General features: G+C 70.2%; 20 protein-coding genes. 15 read left to right on the top strand and 5 right to left on the bottom strand.

Going from position 1 to position 22,790, the window contains the following annotated elements:
• From AC07B0_RS28385 to AC07B0_RS28350, 8 genes are all read left to right on the top strand, one after another.
• Positions 1-1,163, top strand: a 1,163-nt coding sequence (locus AC07B0_RS28385; RefSeq protein ID WP_478899173.1) for an alpha/beta fold hydrolase, incomplete at its 5' end; no start/stop codon positions are given.
• Positions 1,164-1,174: 11 nt separating this feature from the next.
• Positions 1,175-1,861: a class I SAM-dependent methyltransferase gene (locus tag AC07B0_RS28380; protein WP_478899172.1), complete on the top strand. Its 687-nt coding sequence runs from the start codon at positions 1,175-1,177 to the stop codon at positions 1,859-1,861.
• A gap of 3 nt (positions 1,862-1,864) precedes the next feature.
• Positions 1,865-3,526 (top strand): NAD(P)/FAD-dependent oxidoreductase, encoded by a 1,662-nt coding sequence (locus AC07B0_RS28375; protein WP_478899171.1) that lies wholly within the window; start codon positions 1,865-1,867, stop codon positions 3,524-3,526.
• Between the two features lie 98 nt (positions 3,527-3,624).
• Positions 3,625-4,821, top strand: coding sequence for a cytochrome P450 (locus tag AC07B0_RS28370; RefSeq protein ID WP_469379425.1), 1,197 nt, complete (start codon positions 3,625-3,627; stop codon positions 4,819-4,821).
• 3 nt (positions 4,822-4,824) lie between these two features.
• A complete protein-coding gene (locus AC07B0_RS28365; protein WP_478899170.1) occupies positions 4,825-5,046 on the top strand; it encodes a ferredoxin in 222 nt (73 codons plus the stop codon).
• Between the two features lie 103 nt (positions 5,047-5,149).
• Positions 5,150-6,127: a GNAT family N-acetyltransferase gene (locus AC07B0_RS28360; protein WP_478899169.1), complete on the top strand. Its 978-nt coding sequence runs from the start codon at positions 5,150-5,152 to the stop codon at positions 6,125-6,127.
• Between the two features lie 368 nt (positions 6,128-6,495).
• On the top strand, positions 6,496-9,069 hold the full coding sequence (gene valS / locus AC07B0_RS28355; RefSeq protein ID WP_469379419.1) for a valine--tRNA ligase: 2,574 nt from the start codon (positions 6,496-6,498) through the stop codon (positions 9,067-9,069).
• Positions 9,070-9,573: 504 nt separating this feature from the next.
• Positions 9,574-10,365, top strand: a complete 792-nt coding sequence (locus tag AC07B0_RS28350; RefSeq protein ID WP_356874342.1) for a hypothetical protein — start codon at positions 9,574-9,576, stop codon at positions 10,363-10,365.
• Between the two features lie 179 nt (positions 10,366-10,544).
• Here AC07B0_RS28350 and AC07B0_RS28345 read toward each other — a convergent pair whose 3' ends face one another.
• A complete protein-coding gene (locus AC07B0_RS28345; protein WP_356874344.1) occupies positions 10,545-11,369 on the bottom strand; it encodes a VOC family protein in 825 nt (274 codons plus the stop codon).
• 176 nt (positions 11,370-11,545) lie between these two features.
• On the opposite strand from AC07B0_RS28345, the gene AC07B0_RS28340 reads away from it, so the two are divergent.
• The gene (locus tag AC07B0_RS28340) at positions 11,546-12,382 is read left to right on the top strand and encodes a sulfurtransferase (RefSeq protein WP_478899168.1); all 837 of its coding nucleotides are present in this window, start codon (positions 11,546-11,548) and stop codon (positions 12,380-12,382) included.
• 60 nt (positions 12,383-12,442) lie between these two features.
• Here AC07B0_RS28340 and sepH read toward each other — a convergent pair whose 3' ends face one another.
• Entirely contained in the window at positions 12,443-13,501 is a 1,059-nt protein-coding gene (gene sepH / locus AC07B0_RS28335) for a septation protein SepH (RefSeq protein ID WP_356874348.1), read from the bottom strand.
• A gap of 505 nt (positions 13,502-14,006) precedes the next feature.
• Between sepH and AC07B0_RS28330 the strand changes: the two genes are divergently transcribed.
• Positions 14,007-14,867: a hypothetical protein gene (locus AC07B0_RS28330; protein WP_478899167.1), complete on the top strand. Its 861-nt coding sequence runs from the start codon at positions 14,007-14,009 to the stop codon at positions 14,865-14,867.
• A gap of 17 nt (positions 14,868-14,884) precedes the next feature.
• Here AC07B0_RS28330 and AC07B0_RS28325 read toward each other — a convergent pair whose 3' ends face one another.
• The gene (locus AC07B0_RS28325) at positions 14,885-16,222 is read right to left on the bottom strand and encodes a D-arabinono-1,4-lactone oxidase (RefSeq protein ID WP_356874352.1); all 1,338 of its coding nucleotides are present in this window, start codon (positions 16,220-16,222) and stop codon (positions 14,885-14,887) included.
• Complete coding sequence (locus AC07B0_RS28320; protein ID WP_469379413.1) at positions 16,164-17,429, bottom strand: MFS transporter; 1,266 nt, start codon at positions 17,427-17,429, stop codon at positions 16,164-16,166. The genes AC07B0_RS28325 and AC07B0_RS28320 overlap by 59 nt, the downstream gene beginning before the upstream one ends.
• A 183-nt stretch (positions 17,430-17,612) precedes the next feature.
• Here AC07B0_RS28320 and AC07B0_RS28315 point away from each other — a divergent pair, with 183 nt between their 5' ends.
• Both AC07B0_RS28315 and AC07B0_RS28310 read left to right on the top strand, forming a co-directional pair.
• Positions 17,613-18,773, top strand: coding sequence for a ferrochelatase (locus AC07B0_RS28315; protein ID WP_469379411.1), 1,161 nt, complete (start codon positions 17,613-17,615; stop codon positions 18,771-18,773).
• A gap of 13 nt (positions 18,774-18,786) precedes the next feature.
• Positions 18,787-19,614, top strand: a complete 828-nt coding sequence (locus AC07B0_RS28310) for an inositol monophosphatase family protein (RefSeq protein ID WP_469379409.1) — start codon at positions 18,787-18,789, stop codon at positions 19,612-19,614.
• Between the two features lie 153 nt (positions 19,615-19,767).
• On the opposite strand, the gene AC07B0_RS28305 is transcribed toward AC07B0_RS28310, so the two are convergent.
• Positions 19,768-19,935 carry a hypothetical protein gene (locus AC07B0_RS28305; protein WP_356874360.1) on the bottom strand — a complete coding sequence of 56 codons (168 nt, stop codon included), beginning with the start codon at positions 19,933-19,935 and terminating at the stop codon, positions 19,768-19,770.
• Positions 19,936-20,197: 262 nt separating this feature from the next.
• Here AC07B0_RS28305 and AC07B0_RS28300 point away from each other — a divergent pair, with 262 nt between their 5' ends.
• From AC07B0_RS28300 to AC07B0_RS28290, 3 genes are all read left to right on the top strand, one after another.
• Positions 20,198-20,851 carry a response regulator transcription factor gene (locus AC07B0_RS28300; protein ID WP_030008767.1) on the top strand — a complete coding sequence of 218 codons (654 nt, stop codon included), beginning with the start codon at positions 20,198-20,200 and terminating at the stop codon, positions 20,849-20,851.
• 5 nt (positions 20,852-20,856) lie between these two features.
• Complete coding sequence (locus AC07B0_RS28295; RefSeq protein WP_356874362.1) at positions 20,857-22,104, top strand: sensor histidine kinase; 1,248 nt, start codon at positions 20,857-20,859, stop codon at positions 22,102-22,104.
• Positions 22,105-22,488: 384 nt separating this feature from the next.
• Positions 22,489-22,785, top strand: a complete 297-nt coding sequence (locus AC07B0_RS28290) for a DUF4193 domain-containing protein (RefSeq protein WP_356874364.1) — start codon at positions 22,489-22,491, stop codon at positions 22,783-22,785.
• The last annotated feature ends 5 nt before the right edge of the window (positions 22,786-22,790 follow it).

Genomic DNA, 22,790 nt, shown 5'->3' with positions numbered 1-22,790 from the left:
GGGTGAACGGTGTCCCGATCGACTGGTCCACCCTGCACACGAACCGCTCACCGCGACGCGTGCCCCTGCCCACCTACGCATTCGACACCAAGCGCTACTGGATAGAGGCGCCTGGACGTCCCGCCGTTGATCCGTCACTGACGCGGGTCGAGACCGTGGCTGCCCCGGCCCCCGCCTCGAAGGGCTACGCACGCCCGGTCCTGAGCAGCACGTACGTCGCACCGCGGTCGATGACCGAGGAGCGCGTCGTGGCAGAGCTCGAGGAGACCCTGGGCGTCCACCCGATCGGTGTCCACGACAATTTCTTCGAAATCGGAGGGAATTCACTGCTCGCGATGCGGATCGTGGCGCGGTCCGAGGCGCGCTTGGGGGCCCGGCTGTCCAGCCATGTCGTGCTCGACTCTCCGACGGCGGCGCAGCTCGCACACTTGGTGGACGCAGCGTTGACGCCGTCCGCCGATGCCGGGGAGAGCGAGCTCGTGCCGCTCAAGCAGGGGGACGGAGCCGGCGTACCCCTGTTCCTCGTGCACCCCGTCGGTGGAAGCGTCTTCTTCTACCGGGAGCTTGCGCGCCTGCTCCCTCCCGAGCAGGCGGTCTACGGCTTCCAGGCGCGAGGTCTCGACGGTGCGGCCGCACCGCTGCGGAGCATCGAGGAGATGGCCTCGCGCTATCTCGCGCAGCTTCGGGCACAGCGGCCCACCGGTCCCTACGCGTTGGGCGGCGCGTCATTCGGAGGCCTCGTGGCCCTGGAAATGGCGCAACTACTGCGAGCCGCTGGTGAAACCGTGCACCTGCTGGCCGTATTCGACTCCCCCGCACCCGGCCAGATGCCACCGGACCGCGAGGAAATGGACACGGTCGCGTTCGGCCCCGGAGAGCCGGGTGCCTCCTTTGCCCAGCGAGTCGTCGACGTCTACCGGGCCAACATGGAGGCTCTCCGCACCTATCGACCCCGCCCTTACGAAGGCAAGATTCTGTACTTCCTCGCCGAAGAGCGCCGTCCGGGCATCGATCCCCTGCACCCGGACACGGCCTGGGAGCCCATCGCCCTAGATGGTCTCGCCACGCACCGCGTGCCCGGCAACCACGTGACGATGCTGTCACCGGAGAACGTGGAGGCGATTTCCCGAATTCTGTCAACTCACCTTCCCTCGTTTGAATGAAAAGGATTTCCATGGAATTGACCAAAGAAGTGCAAGAGGGGCAGCAAGCGTATACGCGCTGGGGGCTCAACTATTACCGATTCTTTGTCTTGGGTTTCAGTAACCGGCTTGGCTGGCGATGCTCAACTCCCCGCCTGCTCCGGATGTATGACGAGCATGTCTCCGGAAACCATCTCGATGTTGGAGTTGGTACCGGGTATTATGTCGCCCATTGCCGATACCCAGTCGCAAGCCCCCGGCTCGGTCTCATGGACATCAACGAGAACAGCCTGCAGTACGCGGCCGGGGCTGCGGGCAAATACTCGCCGGAAATCCATCACTATAACGTGCTGGAGCCGATATCGGACGATTTGGCGAAGTTCGATTCCATTGGCTTGAATTACCTGCTCCACTGCCTCCCTGGATCAATCGCAGAGAAAAGCGTCGTGTTCGATCACCTCGTGCCGCTCCTGAGTCGGGACGGTGTGGTGTTCGGCTCGACGGTCGTGCGCGATGGCCGGCACAACGCGATCGCCAGGTACCTGCTTAAGGCCTACAACGAACGCGGCCACTTCCACAATTCCCTGGACACGGCGCACGGCCTGGAGAGCGCCCTGCGGGAGCGATTCGACGAAGTGAGAGTTCAGCTCGTCGGATCAGTGGCACTTTTCAGCGCGCGTAAGCCGATCGACAGGCCGCGCTTGACGGACGGAGAGTAAGAGATGAAAAACGATTCAGACCTGTCGTGTGACGTTCTGATCATCGGCGCCGGGCTGGCCGGGGGCACTCTGGCCCGGCAGCTGCGTCTGGAGCAGCCCGATTTGGACATCGTGGTGCTCGAGAAGGAGGTGGAGTTCCCGCCGGGGCTGGATGAATCCTCTGGTGAGGAGTTCACCAACTACGCCAACCGGATTCTTCAGATAGGTCCCTACCTGCGCAAAAACCACTATGTCAGTTCGGGTATGCGCTTCTTCTTCGATTCACCCGAGAAGGACTTGCCGATCGAGCGAATGTCAGAAATCGGCGGCAAGCGGCCCCATCCCATTCCTACCTATCTGATCGACCGGCCCGCGATGGAGCGCGACCTCTGCGAGCTGAACCGCAACAGCGGTGTCCGGGTCTTGCTCGGGACCTCCGTCCTGAACTGTGGTCCAGACGAGTCGCCCGCCGAGGCGATCACGCTCGACCGCGAGAACGGTCACCTGGTCCGTACCACTGCGGGCGTCATCCGCTGCAAGTGGCTCGTGGACGCGGCGGGAGAGGCCTCCCCCCTCGCCCGTATGCTCGATTTGGTCCCTGAGGAGGATCGCAACCCGATCGCGGCTTCATGGGCCCGCTTCGACGGATGCCTGTCCCTCGACGCACTGGGTGACAGCGCCTGGCGCCATCGCGTTCCGCACTGGGGCCGCGCGTCGTCGATGACTTACTTCATGTACCGCGGCTACTGGATCTGGCTGCTGCCGCTCTCCGATTCGCAGTACAGCATCGGTGTCGTCTTCGACAGGCGTCACACGGAGCCCGCCGTCGGATCGGGCGAGGAACTGCTGGCGTTCCTTCGAGAGCACCGTGCCCTGCGTGACATCCTCGGGCCGGACTCGACGCTTCGCAGCTTCGGCACACGCAAGAGGCTGGCGCGCCTTGCCAAGCAGCAGTTCTCGGAGGACCGATGGTTCCTGACGGGCAATGCCGCGACGGTGCTTGATCCGATGTTCGCCACCTCCTCATGGCTCTTCACCGAGAACAACAAGCTCATCGGTGAGTTCATCAAGTCGGACAGGGAGGGAAGGACGGCCGAGCTGCCGGCGTTCGTCCACCACTTCGACATCCGGGTCCGCAGCCGCTACGAGAAGCTCCTCAACACGCTCGGCCACTACGTTTCGCGCGGCTCGTTCGACGCATGGGCGGCTTGGCTGGCCCTTCGCACGCGCGTCTACTACAACCGCATCGTCCCGGACGCGCTCGAAGACCACCGGATCCTGCTCAAGTTCTCCCGGACCCACGGCACCGACTGTCCCTGTGACGAAACGGTGATGGGTGGAAAGCTCGCCCGGCTGCTGAGTTCGGCGGACCGCCTCACCGAGGAGTTCGTCGAGCTGATCGAACGTGATGAGCAGTACTACACCCACAACGAGGGCGTGTTCCTCGACTCGGCGGCGTTCGACCAGGACGAGACCTTGATGCCGAAGGTGTACGAGCCGAGGGACTGGACGCTGGAAGGCCCCGCGGACGAGCGGAGCTACGAGATCTTCTGCCGCGCTCTCGTGCAACGGCTCATCGAGCTCTCAGGCGGGTCCTGGAGCGAGGAGAGGTTCAAGGAGGTATTCAATCCGGACTGGGACGGTCACCAGCCGCTGGAAGAGATGTACAAGGGCGTCGCCGGGTGAGTTCATCCCCCGCCCGAACGCCACGCGCGCATGAGCAGGGCGCCGAAGGCGTCAGCTCGATCCAGCTGTTTGATCAACCGAACCGAGGAGCCTGTCCCATGACTCATCCCGTCCACGACAACCTCGCCGCTTACCCGTTTGAAGGAGACGGTGGTTTGGCCCTGAGCGAGGCGTATGCGGCCGCACGAGAGGCGGATGGCCTGATTCGCGTCCAGCTGCCCTATGGCGAGCCGACCTGGCTGGTGACCCGCTACGCCGACGCCCGCTTCGTGATGGGAGACGCGCGCTTCAGCCGGGCGATGGCCGCGGTGAAGGACGCGCCACGGCTGACGCCGGACAACAAAGTCGCCGGCATCCTGAGCATGGATCCGCCGGAACACACCTATCTGCGTGCCCTGGTCGCCAAGGCGCTCACCCCACGCACGGTCCAGGAGCTGCGGCCGCAGGTGCAGGAGATCGCGGAGCGTCTGATCGACGACATGGTCGCCGACGGGCAGCCGGCCGATCTGGTCGAAGGCTTCTCCATGCCGTTGCCCTTCACCGTGATGTGCGAGCTCCTCGGTGTGCCCGAAGCCGACCGTCCCACCGTCCGGTCCTGGAGCGATGCATGGCTTTCGACGAGCCCGCTCACCGCAGAGGAGTTCGACGGCGTCCGCACACAGATGCGGCAGTACATGCGCGGCCTCATCGAAGGTGAGCGCAAGACACCCACCGACAACATGGCGACCCGTCTGATCGAGGTCAGCGACGCGACCGCGCGGCTGTCGGACCTCGAACTGGCCGAGGTGGCCACCGGGGTCCTCACGTCCGGCCACGAGAACGCCGCGAGTCAGATCTCCAATTTCGTCCATGTGCTTCTGGAGCGCCCGGAGAACTGGGAACAGCTGCGGAAGGACCCCGAGCTGATACCCGAGGCCGTGGAGGAGCTGAACCGGTTCGTTCCACTCCTCGCCGCGGGGGGTAGTTTTCCCCGTTACGCCAAGGAGGACGTCGAGGTCGGCGGAGTGCTGGTGCGTGCCGGTGAGCCCGTACTCGTCTCGGTCAGCGCCGCCAACCGGGACGTGCTCCAGTTCGATACTCCGGAGTCGCTGGTGTTCGGTCGGGAGAACCGGCAGCACGTCGCCTTCGGCCACGGTGTACACCACTGCCCAGGCGCGGGGCTCAGCCGACTCGAACTGCAGGAGGCGCTGCGCGCACTCCTCTCCAAGCTGCCCGGCCTGACGATGGCGGGCGAGGTCGTCTGGAAGACCCCGACGATCGTCCGTGCGCCCCGGATCATGCCCGTTGGCTGGTGACCCGTGACGTGGAACCTCGACGTGGACCGGGACGTCTGTATCGGTTCGGGTGTGTGCGCGGCCCTGGCCTCGGACCGCTTCACTCTGGTCGGAGTGCACGCCCGGCCCGTGACCAGCAGTGTGGAGCCGGACGAGACCCTGCTCGACGCTGCGGACACCTGCCCGGCGATGGCGATCACCGTCCGCGAGCGCGGCGCGGTCATCGGTCCGCGCCCCTGGTCATGAACCGGCCCCCCGCCCCGATGGTGGATTCCTGCCAAGAACCCCCGGCCACCCTCACAGGGCAGGCCTTCGGCCTGCCCACCCTTACGCAATCAGGAGTACCCCGTTGACCGAGCACCGTTCGATCCCGGGCGTAGTGGTACGAGCACTCGGATCCGCGGACGTCGATGACGCCGTGGAGCTGCTCGCGACCTCCAGCGCCTACGACAATCGCTTCCAGCTGCGCAAGCTACTGACCGCCGACGGTCCCGATCACGTCAGCCACGCGCTGGTGGCGGACCGGGGCGGCGCCGTCGTCGGTGCGGCAGCGCTCACCGCGGTACCCAGCCTCCCCGGCACCGCAGCGGTCCGGGTGGTGGTCGCGGAGGCCGAGCGCGGTCGGGGCATCGGTACCCTGCTGGCCGGCGAGGTGGCCTCGGCGCTCGGTGGCCGATCCGACTTCACCACGCTCACCTGCGCACTACGCGATGATCTCCCGCGCGGACGGCACTTTGCTGAGCGGTACGGCCTCATGGTGACGAACCACAGCGTCGGCTGGAAGATCGACGTTCCCCAGCGGGAGGAGGATCTCCAGAGCTGGCTCGCTAAGGTGGCCGACGGGCGCGTGGTGCGCATGCGCCGGCTCGACATCGAGACGGACACGGAGCTGCTGACCGCAGTCGCGAGCCGCTGCCTCATCGGTTTCCCCGTACCGTTCGGCACCGGGGCGAGCGTCGACCTGGGCTCCGTCCTGCAGGCCATTCCGCGCGGCGCGATTTTCCTCCTGGCCGAGCTGGAGCCGTCCGGTGGCGGGGAGGCGATCCCCTGCGGACTGTCGGTGCTGGCCCCGGAGGCCGGCGGGTCGGTCTGGCACACGATCTTCACGGGTGTGGACCCCGACCACCGCAAGCGCGGGGTCGGAAAAGCGGTGAAGGCCGCCCAGCTGGCCGAGGCACGGAGAGCCGGTGTTCAGGTCGTCACAGCACTCAACGACGAAGCCAACGAGCCCATCATGAGCCTGAACCGTGCCATGGGAATGGTAAGGACCCTCGGTTACTGGAGCATGGCCCGCAGTATGCCGGACGGCGCCAGCACCACGGTCTGACGCCACCGAGGCGGCGGCATCCTGACCACCTCTCCCCGGCCCGGCCGGGGCCTCGCTGCGGCCGGGCCTTGCGCGCGAGGCGAACGACCTGCGGTGGTCCCGTGCCGACGGGCCGGCTCAGTCCTGTCCACCTGGGGATGGTCAGCACTAGTGGGAGGCGGTGACGGGACTGTCCGGGCGCCGCTGCGCCAGTGATCGTCGGGAAAGGCGCGGGTAGGGGCTTGAGCTTGGGGCGCCTACACTAACCCTGGGGTCGAGTCGCGACTCATCGGTATCGCTGAGGATCCGCGCCGAGGTCGCCGCTATCGGCGGGCTTCGCCATTCGGCCGGTCTCAAGGTGCAGGAATAACTGGGAAGGGTGTGTCGGCGTGACGCGCTACGGGTCTCCGCTTCCGGAGAAGCCCTCGCTCGACGAGCTGGAATCGAAGTGGTCGCAGTTCTGGAGTGAGGCCGACGTATACCGCTTCGGACGGCCGGGCAGTCGTGACGCCGTATTCTCGATCGACACTCCGCCGCCCACGGTCAGCGGCTCCCTGCACGTGGGGCACGTTTTCAGCTACACGCACACCGACATTGTCGCCCGTTTCCAGCGGATGAGTGGCAAGCACGTCTTCTACCCCATGGGTTGGGACGACAACGGTCTGCCGACCGAGCGCCGGGTGCAGAACTACTACGGGGTGCGCTGCGAACCGTCGCTGCCGTACGACCCGGATTTCACAGCGCCGACCCCCGTCGCAGAGCGGACGGGCAAGGACAAGAAGGCACCCGCGATCAGCATCTCGCGGCAGAACTTCGTCGAGCTGTGCGAAAAGCTGACCACCGAGGACGAGCTCGTCTTCGAGGAGCTCTGGCGCAAGCTGGGGCTCTCGGTCGACTGGTCGATGACATACACGACCATCGGCAAGGAAGCTCAGCGGGTCTCTCAGCAGGCGTTCCTGAACCTGCTCGAGCGCGGTGACGCCTACCAGTCTGAGGCGCCCACGATGTGGGACGTGTCGTTCCAGACGGCGGTCGCCAACGCCGAAGTGATCGAGAAGGACGCCTCGGGTGCGTACCACCGGGTGGCGTTCAAGCACGGGTCCGAGGACATCTTCATCGAGACGACCCGGCCCGAGCTGCTTCCGGCTTGCGTGGCGCTGGTCGCGCATCCCGACGACGAGCGGTACCAGCCGCTCTTCGGCAGTGAAGTCGTCTCGCCGCTGTTCGGTGTCCGGGTCCCGGTGGTCGCCCACCGTGCCGCCGACCCCGAGAAGGGCAGCGGCATCGCGATGATCTGCACCTTCGGTGACATGACCGACGTGATGTGGTGGCGCGAGTTCCAGCTTCCGACCCGTACGGTCATCGGCCGTAACGGCAGGCTGCTCGCGCTTGACTTCGAGACCCTGCCGACCGAGGACGCCGAGCGGGCGCAGGCGATCTACGACACGATCGTGGGCAAGACGGTGCACAGCGCCCGCGAGCTCCTCGTCGAGGCGCTGCGGGCCGATGGCAGTCTGATCGACGACCCGCGTCCGACGACGCGTGCGGTCAAGTTCTTCGAGAAGGGCGACAAGCCCCTGGAGATCGTCAGCAGCCGGCAGTGGTTCATCAGGACCGTTGAGCACCGCGACGAACTCCTCGCTCGTGGCAATGAGATCCAGTGGCACCCGCCGCACATGCAGTCCCGCTACAACGACTGGGTCCAGGGTCTCAACATCGACTGGCTGATCAGCCGTCAGCGCTTCTTCGGCGTGCCATTCCCCCTCTGGTACGCACTGGACGAGGAGGGCCAGCCGGACTACCGCGAGCCCATCGTCCCCGACGGATCGATGCTTCCGGTCGACCCGTCCAGCGACTGTCCTCCCGGCTTCACGGAAGACCAGCGGGGCAAGCCCAACGGCTTCATGGGCGAACCGGATGTCATGGACACCTGGGCGACCTCCTCGCTGAGCCCGCAGCTGGCTTGCGGCTGGCTCTCCGACCCGGAGCTGTTCGCCCAGGTCTTCCCGATGGACCTGCGCCCGCAGGCGCACGACATCATCCGTACGTGGCTGTTCACGACCGTGGTCCGGTCCCACTCGGAGGCCGGCACCACCCCGTGGAAGCACGCCGCGCTCTCCGGCTGGATCCTCGACCCGGACCGCAAGAAGATGTCCAAGTCCCAGGGGAACGTGGTCACCCCCGGTCATCTGCTGGATGAGTACGGTGCGGACGCGGTCCGCTACTGGGCGGCGAGCGGGCGTCCGGGGACTGACACCGCCTTCGACCCGCAGCAGATGAAGATCGGCCGGCGGCTCGCGGTGAAACTGCTCAATGCGAGCAAGTTCGTGCTCTCGCTGCCTGCCCCGGCCGCCGGTGCGGAGACCACTGATCCGCTGGACAAGGCCTTGCTGGCGAAGCTGGCTACGACCGTGAGCGAGGCGACGGCCGCGCTCGAGGGCTTCGACTACACGTCGGCGCTGGACGGCATCGAGCGTTTCTTCTGGTACTTCTGCGACAACTACGTCGAGCTGGTCAAGGAGCGCGCCTACGGCAAGAGCAGCGAGGAGGGCGCGGAGTCGGCCCGGGCCACGCTGCGCACCGCGCTCGACGTCGTGACCCGGATGTTCGCCCCCGTTCTGCCCTACACCACGGAGGAAACCTGGTCGTGGACTCATGACTCCACGGTGCACCTGGCCGCATGGCCGTCACTCGAGGAGTTTGCGGCGGGTGCCGCCGACGGGCGGCCGGAGCTGGCGGACGTAGCCGCTTCGGCTATCGCCGTCGTCCGCAAGGCCAAGTCCACCGCGAAGCTGTCGATGCGGGCGGAAGTCGCCCGGGTCGTGGTACAGGCGCCCGCCGAGGTGCTGGAGAGCATCGCGCTGCTCAGCTCGGACATCAAGGCGGCCGGCAACGTGTCCGAGCTTGAGCTCCGGGCCGACGAGGATGCCACCGAGCTGACGGTCCAGGTCGAGCTGTCGTAGCGAGCCGTATCGACGGCACGGGCGGGACCACGCGTCACCGGCACTGGTGATCTCGTCACACGCAGGTCACGGGTGCGATGCCCGAACGCCGCTCTGTGGAAGCCCCAGGACTCACTCTCCGTGACCTGGGGCTTCTGCCTTTGCCCGTGACGGGCCGGGTGCCGGCGGCTTCCGTGGACCCGCGTATGTCCGACCATGGGGAACACGGGTGAGGCCTGCTCAAGCGCCGTGACCTCACGGAGCAGCCGATGGCCGTCGGCGGCACCTGGGAGACGGTCTTCACCGCTCGCCTCGCCCGGCCTGACGGCCCTCCCCTTCGCCGCGGCGCGCGGGGCCTGCCGTAGGCCGACAGAGCGGGGCTCTGCCGGCCTATGGGCAGGGGAGGGCGCCGGCCTGTTGATCGTTCCCGGCTAATGGGTGATCGATTTCAGCCTCCCGGCCGCACGGCACCGTTCCGGGCCGCCCTTATGATGCGGTGTTCATGATCGTCAGGGGGGCGATGCCATGCGCACGTACGCGCGAAGGACCACCAGGAGACCGCAGGGCGACCGCCGTTCGGGGTGCGTCGGATTCCTGCTGCTGCCGTTCGTGCTCGCGGCCCGGGTCTGCCGGCCCACGCGGCCGGACCGGCTGATCGACGCGCCGATCGAGAGCGCGAAGGTCGCCCGTACCGTCATCGGTTTCGCCGCCACCGCGTGGCTGATCTACGCCTACCCGCTGCGCGAGTCGGCGGGCTCCATCGTCGAGGACAAGCTCGTCGAGCTCTTCCTCAGCGCGGGCCTGCTGCTGGTCGTCGGACCCGTCGCGCTGGCCGCCTTCGTCTTCAGCGCCCGCCGGCCCGGCCCCGCCTTCTACCGGGCCCGGCTGCGCGGCCCGCTCACCGCACTGGGCACGGTGTTCGGCACCGCCCTGCTCCTCGTCCTGGTCGGGCCGCTGACCGACGCGATGAGCCGGTTGTTCTCGCTGGGCATCGCCGGATACCTGCTGTACCTGGCGCTCTCCTTCGCCTTCCTGTTCGCGGTGCCCTTCGGCCTGGCCGCCGCGGCGTTCTGCGTCCACCACTGCTTCCGCACCGCCGACGTGCACGAGGTGCTCCCGCCGCTGATATCGCCGGTCCTGGTGTGGGCCATGGCCCTGTTCCAGCTCTTCGACGCCCCGCCCGTCAACGCGCCCCTGGGCGTCAGGCTGCTCTTCGTCGCCGGGCCCCCGCTGTCCGTCACCGCGCTGTCGGTGTGGGAACTGCGCCGCCTGCGCGTGCAGTACGGGATCACCGTGCGGGCCGCGCTCGGCCGATAGGCGGAACGGCCCCCGCGCGCGGTCCGGGGCCCAGACCGCCACCGCCGCGATCGGCGCCCTCAACGAGCGCGCCCGCAGCCGGATCCCGGGCCTGGGCCGTACCGTCCCCTACGCCCTCGGCAGCGTCCTCCTCGTCACGTGACCCGGCTCGTCACGTGACCCGGCCGACGGGCCCCGGTTCAGGCCGGGCCGCCGTCGCCGTAGGACCGGATCAGGGAGAAGACCGCCCCCTCCGGGTCGGCCACCGTGGCCAGGCGCCCCCGGATGCGGTCCCGGGCCGGGCTGACGATCCGTCCGCCGAGCTCCACCACCCGGTCGGCGGCCGCGTCGGGATCGGCCGCCTCGAAGTACGTCATCCAGTGCGGCCCCCGGTCGTGCGGAAGCGCCCGCCCGACCCCGTGCACGGCGGCGACCGGCCGCCCGGCCAGGCTCAGCGTCAGGTAGTCCAGGCCTCCGGGGCCGTCGGAATACCGCTCGGCGTCGGGTTCCTTGTACTGCTCGGCCTCGTGGCCGAAGACGTACGCGTAGAACTTGCCGACCGCCGAGCTGTCCTGGGTGAGCAGCTCGTTCCAGACGGGCGTGCCGGGCACCCCGAACGTCCGCGTCCCCGGATGGTCCCCGGCCTGCCAGATCCCGAAGATCGCGCCCAGCGGGTCGGAGCAGATCGCCATCCGGCCCTCCGGCCCCGCGTCGAGCGGCCCCACCGCGACCGTGCCGCCGCAGGACCGGATCGCCTCGGCGCTCGCGTCGGCGTCGTCGGTGGCGAAGTACGTGGTCCAGGCGACCGGGAGGTCCCGGTCGGGCGGCAGCTGGCCGATGCCCGCCACCTCCTCGCCGTCGAGGAACGCCCGGACGTACGGGCCGAGGTGCTGCGGCCCCGGCTCGTACTCCCAGCCGAAGAGGTCGGCGTAGAAGGCCTCGGTGCTCCCGAGCCCGTGTGCCATGAGGCTCACCCAACAGGGTGTGCCGGGCGGGCGCCGCGAAGCCCGCACTGCCTCGGTCATGTCAGCAGTCTCCTCCGTCTCGTCCCCGTACCCGCCCGATGCTTGCACTCCGGGGCGCGCGGCGCGCCCCGACCGGGCCGGGTTGTCGCGGGCGGGAAGAGAGATGACCGAATCCCTGCGGCCCGCCGATGTCCGGCTTGTTACGCGGGCCGTGGGGCGGGGAGGAAGATGGGCCCATGACTGCGATTCTCTCGCCCGCCGAACTGATGGACGAGCTGGCCGGCGCGCACCCGCCGGTGCTCCTGGACGTCCGCTGGCAACTGGGCGGCCCCGACCAGCGCCCCGCCTACGAGGCGGGCCACCTGCCCGGCGCCGTGTACGTCGACCTCGACCGCGAACTGGCAGGTCCGCCCGGGTCCAGCGGACGCCACCCGCTGCCGGACCCGGAGGCCTTCGCGGCGGTCATGCGGCGGGCCGGAGTGGGCTCGGACACCCCGGTGGTCGTGTACGACGGCGGTCAGGGCTGGGCCGCCGCACGCGCCTGGTGGCTGTTGCGCTGGACGGGTCACCCGGCCGTACGCGTACTGGACGGGGGCCTGGCGTCCTGGACGGCCGCGGGCGGAACGGTGACCGCCGACGCGCCGCAGCCGACCGAGGGCGATTTCAAGCCAAACCCGGGGGCTCTGGGCCTGCTGGACGCGGACGGGGCGGCCGCGCTGGCGCGTTCCGGGCTCCTGCTGGACGCCCGGGCGGGGGAGCGCTACCGCGGCGAGGTCGAGCCGATCGACCGGGTCGGCGGCCACATTCCGGGCGCGGTGTCGGCCCCGACCACGGAGAACGTGACGGGGGAAGGCCGGTTCCTGCCGGCCGGGGAACTGCGCGCACGGTTCACGGCGCTGGGCGCCACCGGGGACACCCCGGTGGGCGTGTACTGCGGATCGGGCGTCTCCGGAGCCCACGAGGTGCTGGCCCTGGAGGTGGCGGGGATCCCGGCGGCCCTGTACGCGGGCAGCTGGTCGCACTGGTCCTCGGACCCGGAGCGCCCCGTGGCGACGGGCCCGGAGCCGCAGTAGGGGAGCGCGCCGTGTGCGTGCCGCCGCCCGGCCGGGCGGCGGCACGCACACGGTCGGCGGCTACTCCTGCTTCTTGCGGCGGGTGCCGAAGACGATCTCGTCCCAGCTGGGGACCGCCGCGCGGCGGCCCGGGCGGACGCCGTCGGCCTCGGCCTGGCGGTCCGTCGTACCGGTGAGCCGGTCGCGGTGGCCCGCCACCGTGCGCGGCATCAGGACGTCCGCGTACGCCGAACCGGCGCCCGCCGACGCGGCCGGAGCCGGGGGCTCCTCGACCTCGGGCTCCTCGGCCGGGGCCTCGGTGCGGTCCGGGACGACCAGGTCGCCGCGGAAACTCGGAACCGCTTCCAGCAGGCTGGTCAGCGTGTCCCGTTCCTCCTCGGGCTCCGGCGGCGGCGGGGTCCGGCTGTCGGGCCGTTCCAGCTGGCGGTCCAGGGCGCGGTCCAGCGGCCGGTCGCGCGGCAGCCGGGCGATCCTCGGCACGAACGGGAAGCTCGGCTCGGGTGTCGAGGGCAGGTCGTCCGACTCGCCGATCAGGGACCGGGCCTCGTCGTCCACGGCCACGACCAGCCGGCGCGGCGGATCGTACGTCCAGCTCGCCGAGTGGGGTTCGGCCGCCACCCGGTAGACCAGCAGGACCTCCCACGTGCCGTCGTCGCGGCGCCAGGAGTCCCACTGGACGGAGTCCTTGTCGGCCCCGCGCAGCGTGAGCCGCTCCTGCACGGCCTCGCCGAGCTGGGGTCCGGTGTTCTCGCCGGGCCGGCGGACGGGCGTCTTGCGGGCGCGCTCCGCCATGAAGGCGCGCTCGGCCAGGACGGGACCCTCGAAGCGGCGGACCCGGTCGACGGGGATGCCGGCGAGCTGGGCGACCTCCTCCGCGGAGGCACCGGCTCGTATGCGGGCCTGGATGTCACGGGGGCGGAGGTGGCTCTCCACCTCGATCTCGATCTGGTTCAGGCGCGCGCGGTCATTGCGCACGGCAGCCCGCAGCCGCTCGTCGATCGGAAGCGTGTACTCCGTGCTGTCCGCAGCCTTGAGCACCAGTCGTGTGCCGTCATTGGAGACGGCCACGACACGCAGTTCGGGCATGGGGACCTCCCGGGTGGTGCCTGCCGACGTCACGTGCGTCGCTGCTTCCGCTAGTCGAGTGTGGCCTGCCCGGGTGCAGCCTGCCACAACCTTGCCGAGTTAAACCGGCGTGTCGGGCATGCGCCCTTGATCGACGTTATGGCACGGTTACCTGTTGGGCACGCACAGTGACCGCTTGGTTACTGTGCGCAGCAGGAGCCCGTGCGATACCGCGGCATCACCGGTCTTGAGTGCCGTTTCTCCATCAGTCGGCCCCCTCTCCCGAGCCCGGACATCCGTAAGGAAGGACGGCCCCAGGGCTCGCCACAGTACTCCATTCGGGCCACCTGGGTGGACCGCCGCGCCGCCGAACTTGTCCCGGGCGGCGGGAGTTGGGCTGCCCGAAATCGGGTCGGAAGCCGGGCCGACCTGCGTGCGCGTCCGATTTCGGGTGTCTTGCTTCACACAATCCCCAGAAACGGAACTATCCCTTTCGCCCGGGTGTCAGTAACTGCTGACAGAGGAGAAGGGCGAGAGGCGTGACACGCAGGGGATGGCGATGGGTCAGAAGGCGGTACACGAAGCCGGGGCGGAGGAGCCGGACGGGGTGAAGAAGCTCGATCTGAGCGTGGCCCAGATCGCGGGCACCTCCCTCGCCACCGTCGGGGCGGCGCTGCTGGCCTCGCAGCTGGGCGTGTACGGGACCATCGTCGGCGCCGGTGTGGTCAGCGTGGTCGCCACCGCCGGCGGGCCCGTCATCCAGCACGTCTTCCGGCGCACCGGCGACCAGCTGCGCGAGACCGCCCGCCCGAAGGCCCGTCAGGTCCCGCTGCCCGGCGGGCGGGAGGCGCAGACCACGGCGTCCGGTGCCGTGGCGCCGTCCGGGGAGTTCGGCGAGGCCACCGTGCACGGCACCCGCGTCCGGGGCTGGAAGCGCACGGCGGCGGCCTCGGCGGCCGCCTTCGTCATCGCCATCGGCGGCCTCGGAACCTACGAGGCCGTGGCCGGAACCTCCGTGAGCAAGGGCGGCGACACGCTCTGGTCCGCCGGTACCCGCAAGGCCGCCGACCACCGCCCTGCCCCGCCCGGGAACGCGCCGGGCCGGGGGGAGGAGGACGGCGGGGGCGGCAAGGGCGGGCGGACCCCCGGATCCGGGAGCTCCCCGAGCCCCTCCCGCCCGCACGGCGAGGGGAGCCGAACTCCGGACCCCGGCACGTCCCCTTCCGCGAACCCCTCCCCGCCGGCGACGCCGAGCCCGCCGGTCACGCCGAGCGGCAAGCCGTCGCCGCCGGCCACCCCGTCCGCTCCGACGCCCGGCGCCGGCCAGGGCGGTGACGCCGGGACGGGAACGGGAACCGGCACGGGCGGCACCGGCACCGGTCAGGGGACGGGCGGCCAGGAGCGGGGCGGCGGTTCCTGACCGGCCCCCGGTCCGGATCAGGCCCCCAGCACGCGCCGCAGGTAGTCGTTGCCGAACAGCCGGTCCGGGTCGAGCCGGTCCCGCAGCGCGGTGAACTCGCCGAAGCGCGGGTAGACGGAGGCGAGGTACTCCGCGTCGCGGGTGTGCACCTTGCCCCAGTGCGGCCGCCCGCCGTACTCGGTGAAGATCCGCTCGGCCGCCGTGAAGTAGGCCTGGTAGGGGGTGCCCCGGTACATGTGCACCGCGATGTAGGCGGTCTCGCGCCCCGAGGCCGTCGAGAGGGTGATGTCGTCCGCCGGAGCCGTCCTGACCTCCACCGGGAAGCTGATCCGCAGGCCGGAGGAGTCCACCACGGCCTTGAGCTCGCGCAGCGCCTCGACGGCCCGCTCGCGGGGCAGCGCGTACTCCATCTCCACGAACCGGACCCGGCGCGGGCTGGTGAACACCTTGTACGGGATGTCCGTGTACGTGCGGGCCGACAGGGCGCGGCTGGCCACCTTGGCGATGCCGGGTATGGCCGCCGGGACGGCGCGGCCGAGGGAGTTGACGGCCTGGAAGACGCCGTTGGACAGCAGCTCGTCCTCGATCCAGGCGCTGACCGGGCCGGGCGGGGCCGCGGGGCCCTGACTGCGGTTGTTCCGCTTCGTGTTGCAGTTGCCGGTGTGCGGGAACCAGTAGAACTCGAAGTGCTCGTTCTCCGCGACGTGCTCGTCGAACTCGGCGGTCACCCGGTCGAAGCCCATGGGCTCCTCACGGGCGGTCAGGAAGAACAGCGGCTCCACGGCGAGGGTCAGCGAGGTGACGATGCCGAGGGCGCCGATGCCGAGCCGGGCGGCCGCGAAGACCTCCGGGTGCTCCTTGTCTGAGCAGTGCAGGAGCCGTCCGTCCGCCGTGACCAGGTCCAGGGCGCGGATCTGCGCGGCGATGGAGGCGGAGTCGCGGCCGGTGCCGTGGGTGCCGGTACTGGTGGCGCCGGAGACCGTCTGCTCCATGATGTCGCCCATGTTCGTGAGCGACAGGCCCTGGGCCGCCAAGGCCCGGTTGAGGTCCTTCAGGACCGTGCCGGCGGCCACCGTGACGGTGCCGGCCGCCCGGTCGACCTCCGTGATCCCGGCCAGCGCCTGCGGGCGTACGAGCAGCCCGTCGGTCGCGGCGGCCGCGGTGAAGGAGTGGCCGGTGCCGACCGCCTTCACCCGCAGCCCCTCCTCGGCGGCCCGGCGGACCGCCTCCTGAAGCTCCCCGACCGAGGCCGGGGTGACCACGCGGGCGGGCCTGGCCCGGACGTTGCCCGCCCAGTTACGCCACTCGGCCGGCCCGCTCTTCCCCGCCGTCCGCACTGTCGGTGTCTGCGCCATCGCTAGAGGGCTCCTCCCCTTGCGCCGGCCTCGTCAGCCGGCGGTATCCCGCGAACGCCACCGCCGCCGCGGCCGCTCCCGCCGAGATGGAGACGACGTACCCCCGCTGCGCGCCGGCCGCGTCGATGACCAGACCGGTCACCGAGGACCCGGCCGCGACGCCGACCGCGAGCCCGGTGCTGATCCAGGTCATGCCCTCGGTGAGTTTGGCGCGGGGGACGTGCGCCTCGATCAGGGCCATCGTGGTGATCATCGTGGGAGCGATGGCGAGGCCCGAGACGAAGAGCGCCACGGCCAGGATCGGCAGGTTCCCGGCCAGTAGGAGGGGGATCATACTCACGGCCATCGCACATACGCCCAGTACCCACCGGAGTTCGGTCCGCCCCTTGAGATGGAGCAGGCCGAAGACGATGCCGGCCAGGCAGGACCCGAGGGCCCAGATGGCCAGGACGAAGCTCGCCGAGGACTTGCTGCCCTGCTCCTCGGCAAAGGCCAGGGTGGAGACGTCGATGGAGCCGAAGATCGCTCCGGTGGCCACGAACGTGGCCGTCAGCACCTGGAGGCCGGGGGAGCGCAGCGCCGAGGCGCGGTCGGTGTGCCCGGTGCGCGGGTGCGGCTCGGGCTCGGTGGCGCGCTGCGCGGTGAGCAGCCAGACGCCGACGAGCAGGCTGACGGCGGCGATCAGGGGACCGGCCTCGGGGAACCAGGTGGTCGACAGCCCGATGGCGAGGATCGGACCGAAGATGAAGCAGACCTCGTCGATCACGGACTCGAAGGAGTACGCGGTGTGCAGCTCGCGCGGGGAGTCGTGGTAGATCGTGGTCCACCGGGCGCGGACCATCGAGCCGACGCTGGGGACGCAGCCGGCGACGGCGGCGCACACGAACAGGGTCCAGTCCGGCAGCCCGTTGGCGGCCGCCAGCAGCATCCCGGCCACCGCCAGCACGGAGATCAGCGTCGCGGGACGCAGCACCCGGCGCTGCCCGTACTGGTCCACCAGGCGGGAGACCTGGGGGCCGACGACGGCGGCGGACAGGGCGAGGGTGCCGGTGAGGGCGCTCGCCATCGCGTAGCGGCCGGTGATCTCGGAGATCATGGTGAGGATGCCGACGCCCACCATGGAGAGGGGCAGGCGGCCTATGAGGCCCGCGGCGCTGAACCCCTTGGTGCCGGGGGCCGCGAAGATCGCGCGGTAGGGACTGGGCAAGGGATCTCCGTAAGGGACGTCATTGGCCCGTACAGGTTACGGGCGCCGACGCGGCACCGCACGGGACCGTGCGCGGAACAGCTGACCGGACGGGTTGACTTAGGGTCACCTTACCTGCGGCGCGTCCGGGATGCGGACGCGGCCGCTTCTCGTCGGCGAAGGCGTGGTGGCAGGATTCGAGGCATGTCAGACCAGCTCCGTGCCCCCGAGGCGCCCGTGGCCGAAGGCCTCGCCGCCCCCTACGACGCCCTCCTGCTGCTGTCCTTCGGCGGCCCCGAGGGACCCGACGACGTCGTGCCGTTCCTGGAGAACGTCACGCGCGGGCGCGGCATCCCGCGCGAGCGGCTGAAGGAGGTCGGGCAGCACTACTTCGGCTTCGGCGGGGTCAGCCCCATCAACGGGCAGAACCGCGAGCTGCTGGACGCGCTGCGCAAGGACTTCGCCGAGCACGGGCTGGACCTGCCGGTGTACTGGGGCAACCGGAACTGGGCGCCGTACCTGACCGACGTGCTGCGGGAGATGGCCGCCGACGGCCGCCGCCGCATCGCGGTCCTGGCGACCAGCGCGTACGCCTCGTACTCGGGCTGCCGGCAGTACCGGGAGAACCTCGCCGACTCCCTGGCCGCCCTGGCCGCGGAGGGCGTGGCGCCGCTGCCCCGGGTGGACAAGCTGCGGCACTACTTCAACCACCCCGGCTTCGTGCAGCCCATGATCGACGGGGTGCTCGCCTCGCTGGCCGGGCTGCCGGCGAAGGTGCGCGACGGGGCCCACCTGGTCTTCACCACGCACTCCATCCCCACCGCGGCCGCCGACGCCTCGGGACCGGCCGGGGAGCACGGCGGGGGCGGGGCCTACGTCAGGCAGCACCTGGACGTCGCGAAGGTGATCGCCGACGCCGTCCGCGCGCGGACGGGCACCGAACGGCCCTGGGAGCTGGTCTACCAGTCCCGCAGCGGAGCCCCGCACGTGCCCTGGCTGGAGCCGGACATCTGCGACCACCTGGAGGTCCTGCACGGCGCGGGCGCCCCGGCGGCGGTGATGGTGCCCATCGGCTTCGTCTCCGACCACATGGAGGTCCTCTACGACCTCGACACCGAGGCCACCGCCAAGGCGGCCGAACTGGGCCTGCCCGTCGCCCGCTCGGCCACCGTCGGCGCCGACCCGCGGTTCGCCGCGGCGGTGCGCGACCTCTTGCTGGAGCGGGCCGCCGGCGAGCGCGGCGAGGACGTCGAGCGGTGCGCGCTCGGCCTGCTCGGAGCGAGCCACGACCTGTGCGCCGTGGGCTGCTGCCCGGCGCGGGCACCCCGGCCGGCGGCCGCGGGCGCCGACAGTCCTTACGCGTAGGGGAGGAGCGTTGATGTCCGAGATCTTCGACGGGCCGGAGCTTTCCGAAGAGCTGAAGGCCGAACTGCTCGACGTGGGCCTGGAGGCCGCCCGGCGGGCCGGGGAACTGCTGCGGGACGGCCGGCCGGCGGACCTGTCGGTGGCCGCCACCAAGAGCAGCCCGATCGACGTGGTGACCGAGATGGACATCGCGGCCGAGAAGCTGATCACCGGCGTCCTCGCCGAGCGCAGGCCCGCCGACGGGCTGCTGGGCGAGGAGGGCGCGGACAGCCCGGGCAGCAGCGGGGTACGGTGGATCGTCGACCCGCTCGACGGCACCGTGAACTACCTCTACGGGCTGCCCAGCTGGGGCGTGTCCATCGCCGCCGAGTACCGGGGCGTGACCGTCGCGGGCGTCGTGGCGGCTCCGATGCGGGGGGAGACGTACCACGCCGTCCTCGGCGGCGGGGCCTGGATGGGCACCGCCCGCCTCGCCTGCCGGGCGGGCGCGCCGCTGGACCAGGCGCTGATCGGGACCGGGTTCGGCTACGTCCAGACGCGGCGCGCCCACCAGGCCGAGGTCGCGGCGCGGATCATCCCGCGGGTGCGCGACGTCCGCCGGGGCGGCTCGGCGGCCCTGGACCTGTGCGACGTGGCCGCCGGGCGGCTGGACGGGTACTACGAGCGCGGGCTGAACCCCTGGGACCTGGCGGCGGGGGACCTGATCGCCCGCGAGGCGGGCGCGCTGACCGGCGGCCGGCCGGGCGAACCGGCCTCCGGGGAACTGGTCCTGGCGGCCTCGCCGGCGGTCTTCGCCTCGCTCCAGCCGCTGCTGGAGGAGACCGGCGCCTGGCACGACTGACCGCGCCGCCGGGCGAGCACACGAGCGGGCCCCGGTCGCCGAACGAGGCGGCCGGGGCCGGAAGCTACGGGGTTACGCGGTGCTGCGGTGACGCGGTGGTACGGGCTCCGTGGTCCGTGGGGCGAACGCCCCGGGGGTCGGGGTGGTGCGGGGTCAGGCCGCGGTGACGGGCACGCCGTGCTCCGCCGCGAGCCGCTGGAGGTCCTCCAGTTCGGCCTGTTCCACGTCCGCGAGGTAGTCGTCGCCCGTCTCCCGGGCCTTGCTGAGGTCCGACTGGGTGCTCCTGATGCGCTGCAGGAGACCCGCGGTGAATGCGTCCATGGTGGGTTCGCCCCCTCTTCGTGGGCCGGCGGCGGAAGAGCGCGTGTCAATCCGCCGTCAAGGAATGGTTGGGGTGTGGTGAGGTCCTCCCCGGCACCCTGGGCGCAGAAACCTCGTGAGGCGAGGGAATCCTCACGTCCACCCCGCACACCTGTCCCCGGAGGGGGGCCGAGCGGTGCCTTACAGCCGGTTTACGGCCGAAACCGGCAGGATGGGCGGGCAATACACGTGTGCCCTTCTGGGCTCGAAGGAAGGAAACGACGTGCGCGTACTCGTCGTCGAGGACGAGCAGCTGCTCGCCGATGCGGTGGCCACCGGCCTGCGCCGGGAGGCCATGGCCGTGGACGTCGTGTACGACGGCGCCGCCGCCCTGGAGCGCGTCGGGGTGAACGACTACGACGTTGTCGTGCTCGACCGGGACCTTCCGCTGGTGCACGGCGACGACGTCTGCCGGAAGATCGTGGAGCTCGGCATGCCCACCCGGGTGCTCATGCTGACCGCCTCCGGCGACGTCAGCGACCGCGTCGAGGGACTGGAACTCGGCGCCGACGACTACCTGCCCAAGCCGTTCGCCTTCACCGAGCTGACCGCCCGCGTGCGCGCCCTCGGGCGGCGTACGACGGTCGCGCTGCCGCCCGTCCTGGAGCGGGCCGGGATCAAGCTCGACCCGAACCGGCGCGAGGTGTTCCGTGAGGGCAAGGAGGTGCAGCTGGCACCCAAGGAGTTCGCGGTGCTGGAGGTCCTCATGCGCAGCGAGGGGACCGTGGTCTCCGCCGAGCAGCTGCTGGAGAAGGCCTGGGACGAGAACACCGATCCCTTCACCAACGTGGTCCGGGTGACCGTCATGACCCTGCGCCGCAAGCTCGGCGAGCCGCCGGTCATCGTGACCGTCCCCGGTTCCGGATACCGGATCTGACGAGGATGGCAGCGACTCCGGCGCCGCCGGCGGCGCCACCGAAACCCACGTGGGACCCCGGCCAGCCCGAGGGTCCCTTCCCTTGGCTGCGCCCGACCATCCGGATACGGCTCACCCTGCTGTACGGCGGGATGTTCCTCATCGCGGGCATCCTGCTGCTGTCGATCATCTACCTGCTGGCCGCGCAGGCCCTGCGCGAGGGCAACGCGCTCCCGTTCAAGATCGTCGGCGGGCAGAAGGTCGAGGTCTCCAGCAGCACCTGTCCCGGCGTGGTGGGCATCGACCAGTCCTTCGACCAGTTCAACGCCGCGATCGGCAAGTGCATCCTCGAACAGCGCCGGCACGCGCTGGACGACCTGCTGAGCCGGTCGCTGATGGCCCTCCTGGGGCTGAGCATCATCGCCTTCGCCTTCGGCTACGCGATGGCCGGCCGGGTGCTCTCGCCGCTGGGCAAGATCACCCGGACCGCCCGCCGGGTGGTCGGCTCCGACCTGACCCGGCGGATCGAGCTGGACGGTCCGGACGACGAGCTGAAGGAGCTCGCAGACACCTTCGACGAGATGCTCGACCGCCTGGAGCGGGCCTTCACGGCGCAGCAGCGCTTCGTGGCCAACGCCTCGCACGAGCTGCGGACCCCGCTGGCCATCAACCGGACGCTGCTGGAGGTGCACCTCTCCGATCCAGGGGCGCCGGTGGAACTCCAGCAGCTGGGCAAGACGCTGCTGGCCACCAACGAGCGCAGCGAGCAGCTGGTCGAGGGCCTGCTGCTGCTGGCCCGCAGCGAGAACCAGATCGTGGAGCGCAAGCCCGTGGACCTGGCGGAGGTCGCCTCGCGCGCCATCGACCAGGCGCGCGGGGAGGCCCACGCGAAGGGCGTGGAGATCCGCGGCGAGCGGGCGCTGGCCGTGGTCCAGGGCAACGGCGTCCTGCTGGAGCGGATCGCGCTCAACCTGGTCCAGAACGCCGTCCGGTACAACGTCCCGGAGGGCGGCTGGGTGGAGGTCACGACCGAGGCCCAGCACGGCCAGGCGGTGCTCCTGGTATCGAACACGGGTCCCGTTGTTCCCGCGTACGAGGTGGACAACCTCTTCGAGCCCTTCAGACGGCTGCGTACGGAACGAACGGGCAGCGACAAGGGTGTGGGCCTCGGTCTGTCGATCGCGCGCTCCGTGGCGCGCGCTCACGGCGGCCGCATCCAGGCGACGCCCCGCGAAGGCGGTGGCCTGGTGATGCGTGTCACGTTGCCCCTTTGATCCACTCGGGGACCTGTTCGCTGTCGGCGGAACGGTCTGGAGGGATGATGGATGGTAGTTGTGTGATCGATCACATTGTCGAGTGTCGGGTCATGTGCGTTCAGTGACCCCTGGGCGGCCGGAAAGCCCGGGAAGTCCGGGTTTCCGGCCCCCCTGATGGCGGGAAATACACGGGGTGGCGTTTGTGCAAGACGGCCCCCGGACCGTGTACGGTCCCGGTCGTCATCCCAGCCACAAGCTCCTTCGGGCGTGCGGCTGGGTGTCGATTGAGTAACAGACCTTGATGTGAGGCAAAATCTCCGCCTCAGGTCGGGCACAAGTCCGGCCTCTCGCGCGTTACGTGCGCTGAGACACCGCTAAATCCCAGAGGGGGAGAGCGAAAAAATGGCAACGGACTACGACACCCCACGCAAGACCGACGACGACGTCGACAACGACAGCATTGAGGAGCTGAAGGCCCGGCGCAGCGAGAAGACGTCGTCGAGCGTCGACGTCGACGACTTCGACGGCGCCGAGAGCCTCGAACTGCCCGGCGCGGACCTTTCCAACGAGGAACTGGCCGTCCGGGTCCTTCCCAAGCAGGCCGATGAGTTCACCTGCATGAGCTGCTTCCTGGTGCACCACCGCAGCCAGCTGGCACGCGAGAAGAACGGCCAGCCGATCTGCCGCGACTGCGACTGAGGCCT

Source organism: Streptomyces sp. NPDC044704 (assembly GCF_056433525.1).
Note: the sequence above shows the minus strand (reverse complement) of the source record. Positions and strands in the feature narration are given on the sequence as shown.

What these genes read in the sequence shown, in the direction of transcription:
- AC07B0_RS28340 (WP_478899168.1), top strand. Translation starts at nt 11,546, where the DNA reads ATGACTGCGATTCTCTCGCCCGCCGAACTGATGGACGAGCTGGCCGGC.
- AC07B0_RS28350 (WP_356874342.1), top strand. Translation starts at nt 9,574, where the DNA reads ATGCGCACGTACGCGCGAAGGACCACCAGGAGACCGCAGGGCGACCGC.
- AC07B0_RS28295 (WP_356874362.1), top strand. Translation starts at nt 20,857, where the DNA reads ATGGCAGCGACTCCGGCGCCGCCGGCGGCGCCACCGAAACCCACGTGG.
- AC07B0_RS28290 (WP_356874364.1), top strand. Translation starts at nt 22,489, where the DNA reads ATGGCAACGGACTACGACACCCCACGCAAGACCGACGACGACGTCGAC.
- AC07B0_RS28315 (WP_469379411.1), top strand. Translation starts at nt 17,613, where the DNA reads ATGTCAGACCAGCTCCGTGCCCCCGAGGCGCCCGTGGCCGAAGGCCTC.
- AC07B0_RS28375 (WP_478899171.1), top strand. Translation starts at nt 1,865, where the DNA reads ATGAAAAACGATTCAGACCTGTCGTGTGACGTTCTGATCATCGGCGCC.
- AC07B0_RS28325 (WP_356874352.1), bottom strand. Translation starts at nt 16,222, where the DNA reads ATGGCGCAGACACCGACAGTGCGGACGGCGGGGAAGAGCGGGCCGGCC.
- AC07B0_RS28330 (WP_478899167.1), top strand. Translation starts at nt 14,007, where the DNA reads ATGGGTCAGAAGGCGGTACACGAAGCCGGGGCGGAGGAGCCGGACGGG.
- AC07B0_RS28345 (WP_356874344.1), bottom strand. Translation starts at nt 11,369, where the DNA reads ATGACCGAGGCAGTGCGGGCTTCGCGGCGCCCGCCCGGCACACCCTGT.
- AC07B0_RS28380 (WP_478899172.1), top strand. Translation starts at nt 1,175, where the DNA reads ATGGAATTGACCAAAGAAGTGCAAGAGGGGCAGCAAGCGTATACGCGC.
- AC07B0_RS28310 (WP_469379409.1), top strand. Translation starts at nt 18,787, where the DNA reads ATGTCCGAGATCTTCGACGGGCCGGAGCTTTCCGAAGAGCTGAAGGCC.
- AC07B0_RS28305 (WP_356874360.1), bottom strand. Translation starts at nt 19,935, where the DNA reads ATGGACGCATTCACCGCGGGTCTCCTGCAGCGCATCAGGAGCACCCAG.
- AC07B0_RS28370 (WP_469379425.1), top strand. Translation starts at nt 3,625, where the DNA reads ATGACTCATCCCGTCCACGACAACCTCGCCGCTTACCCGTTTGAAGGA.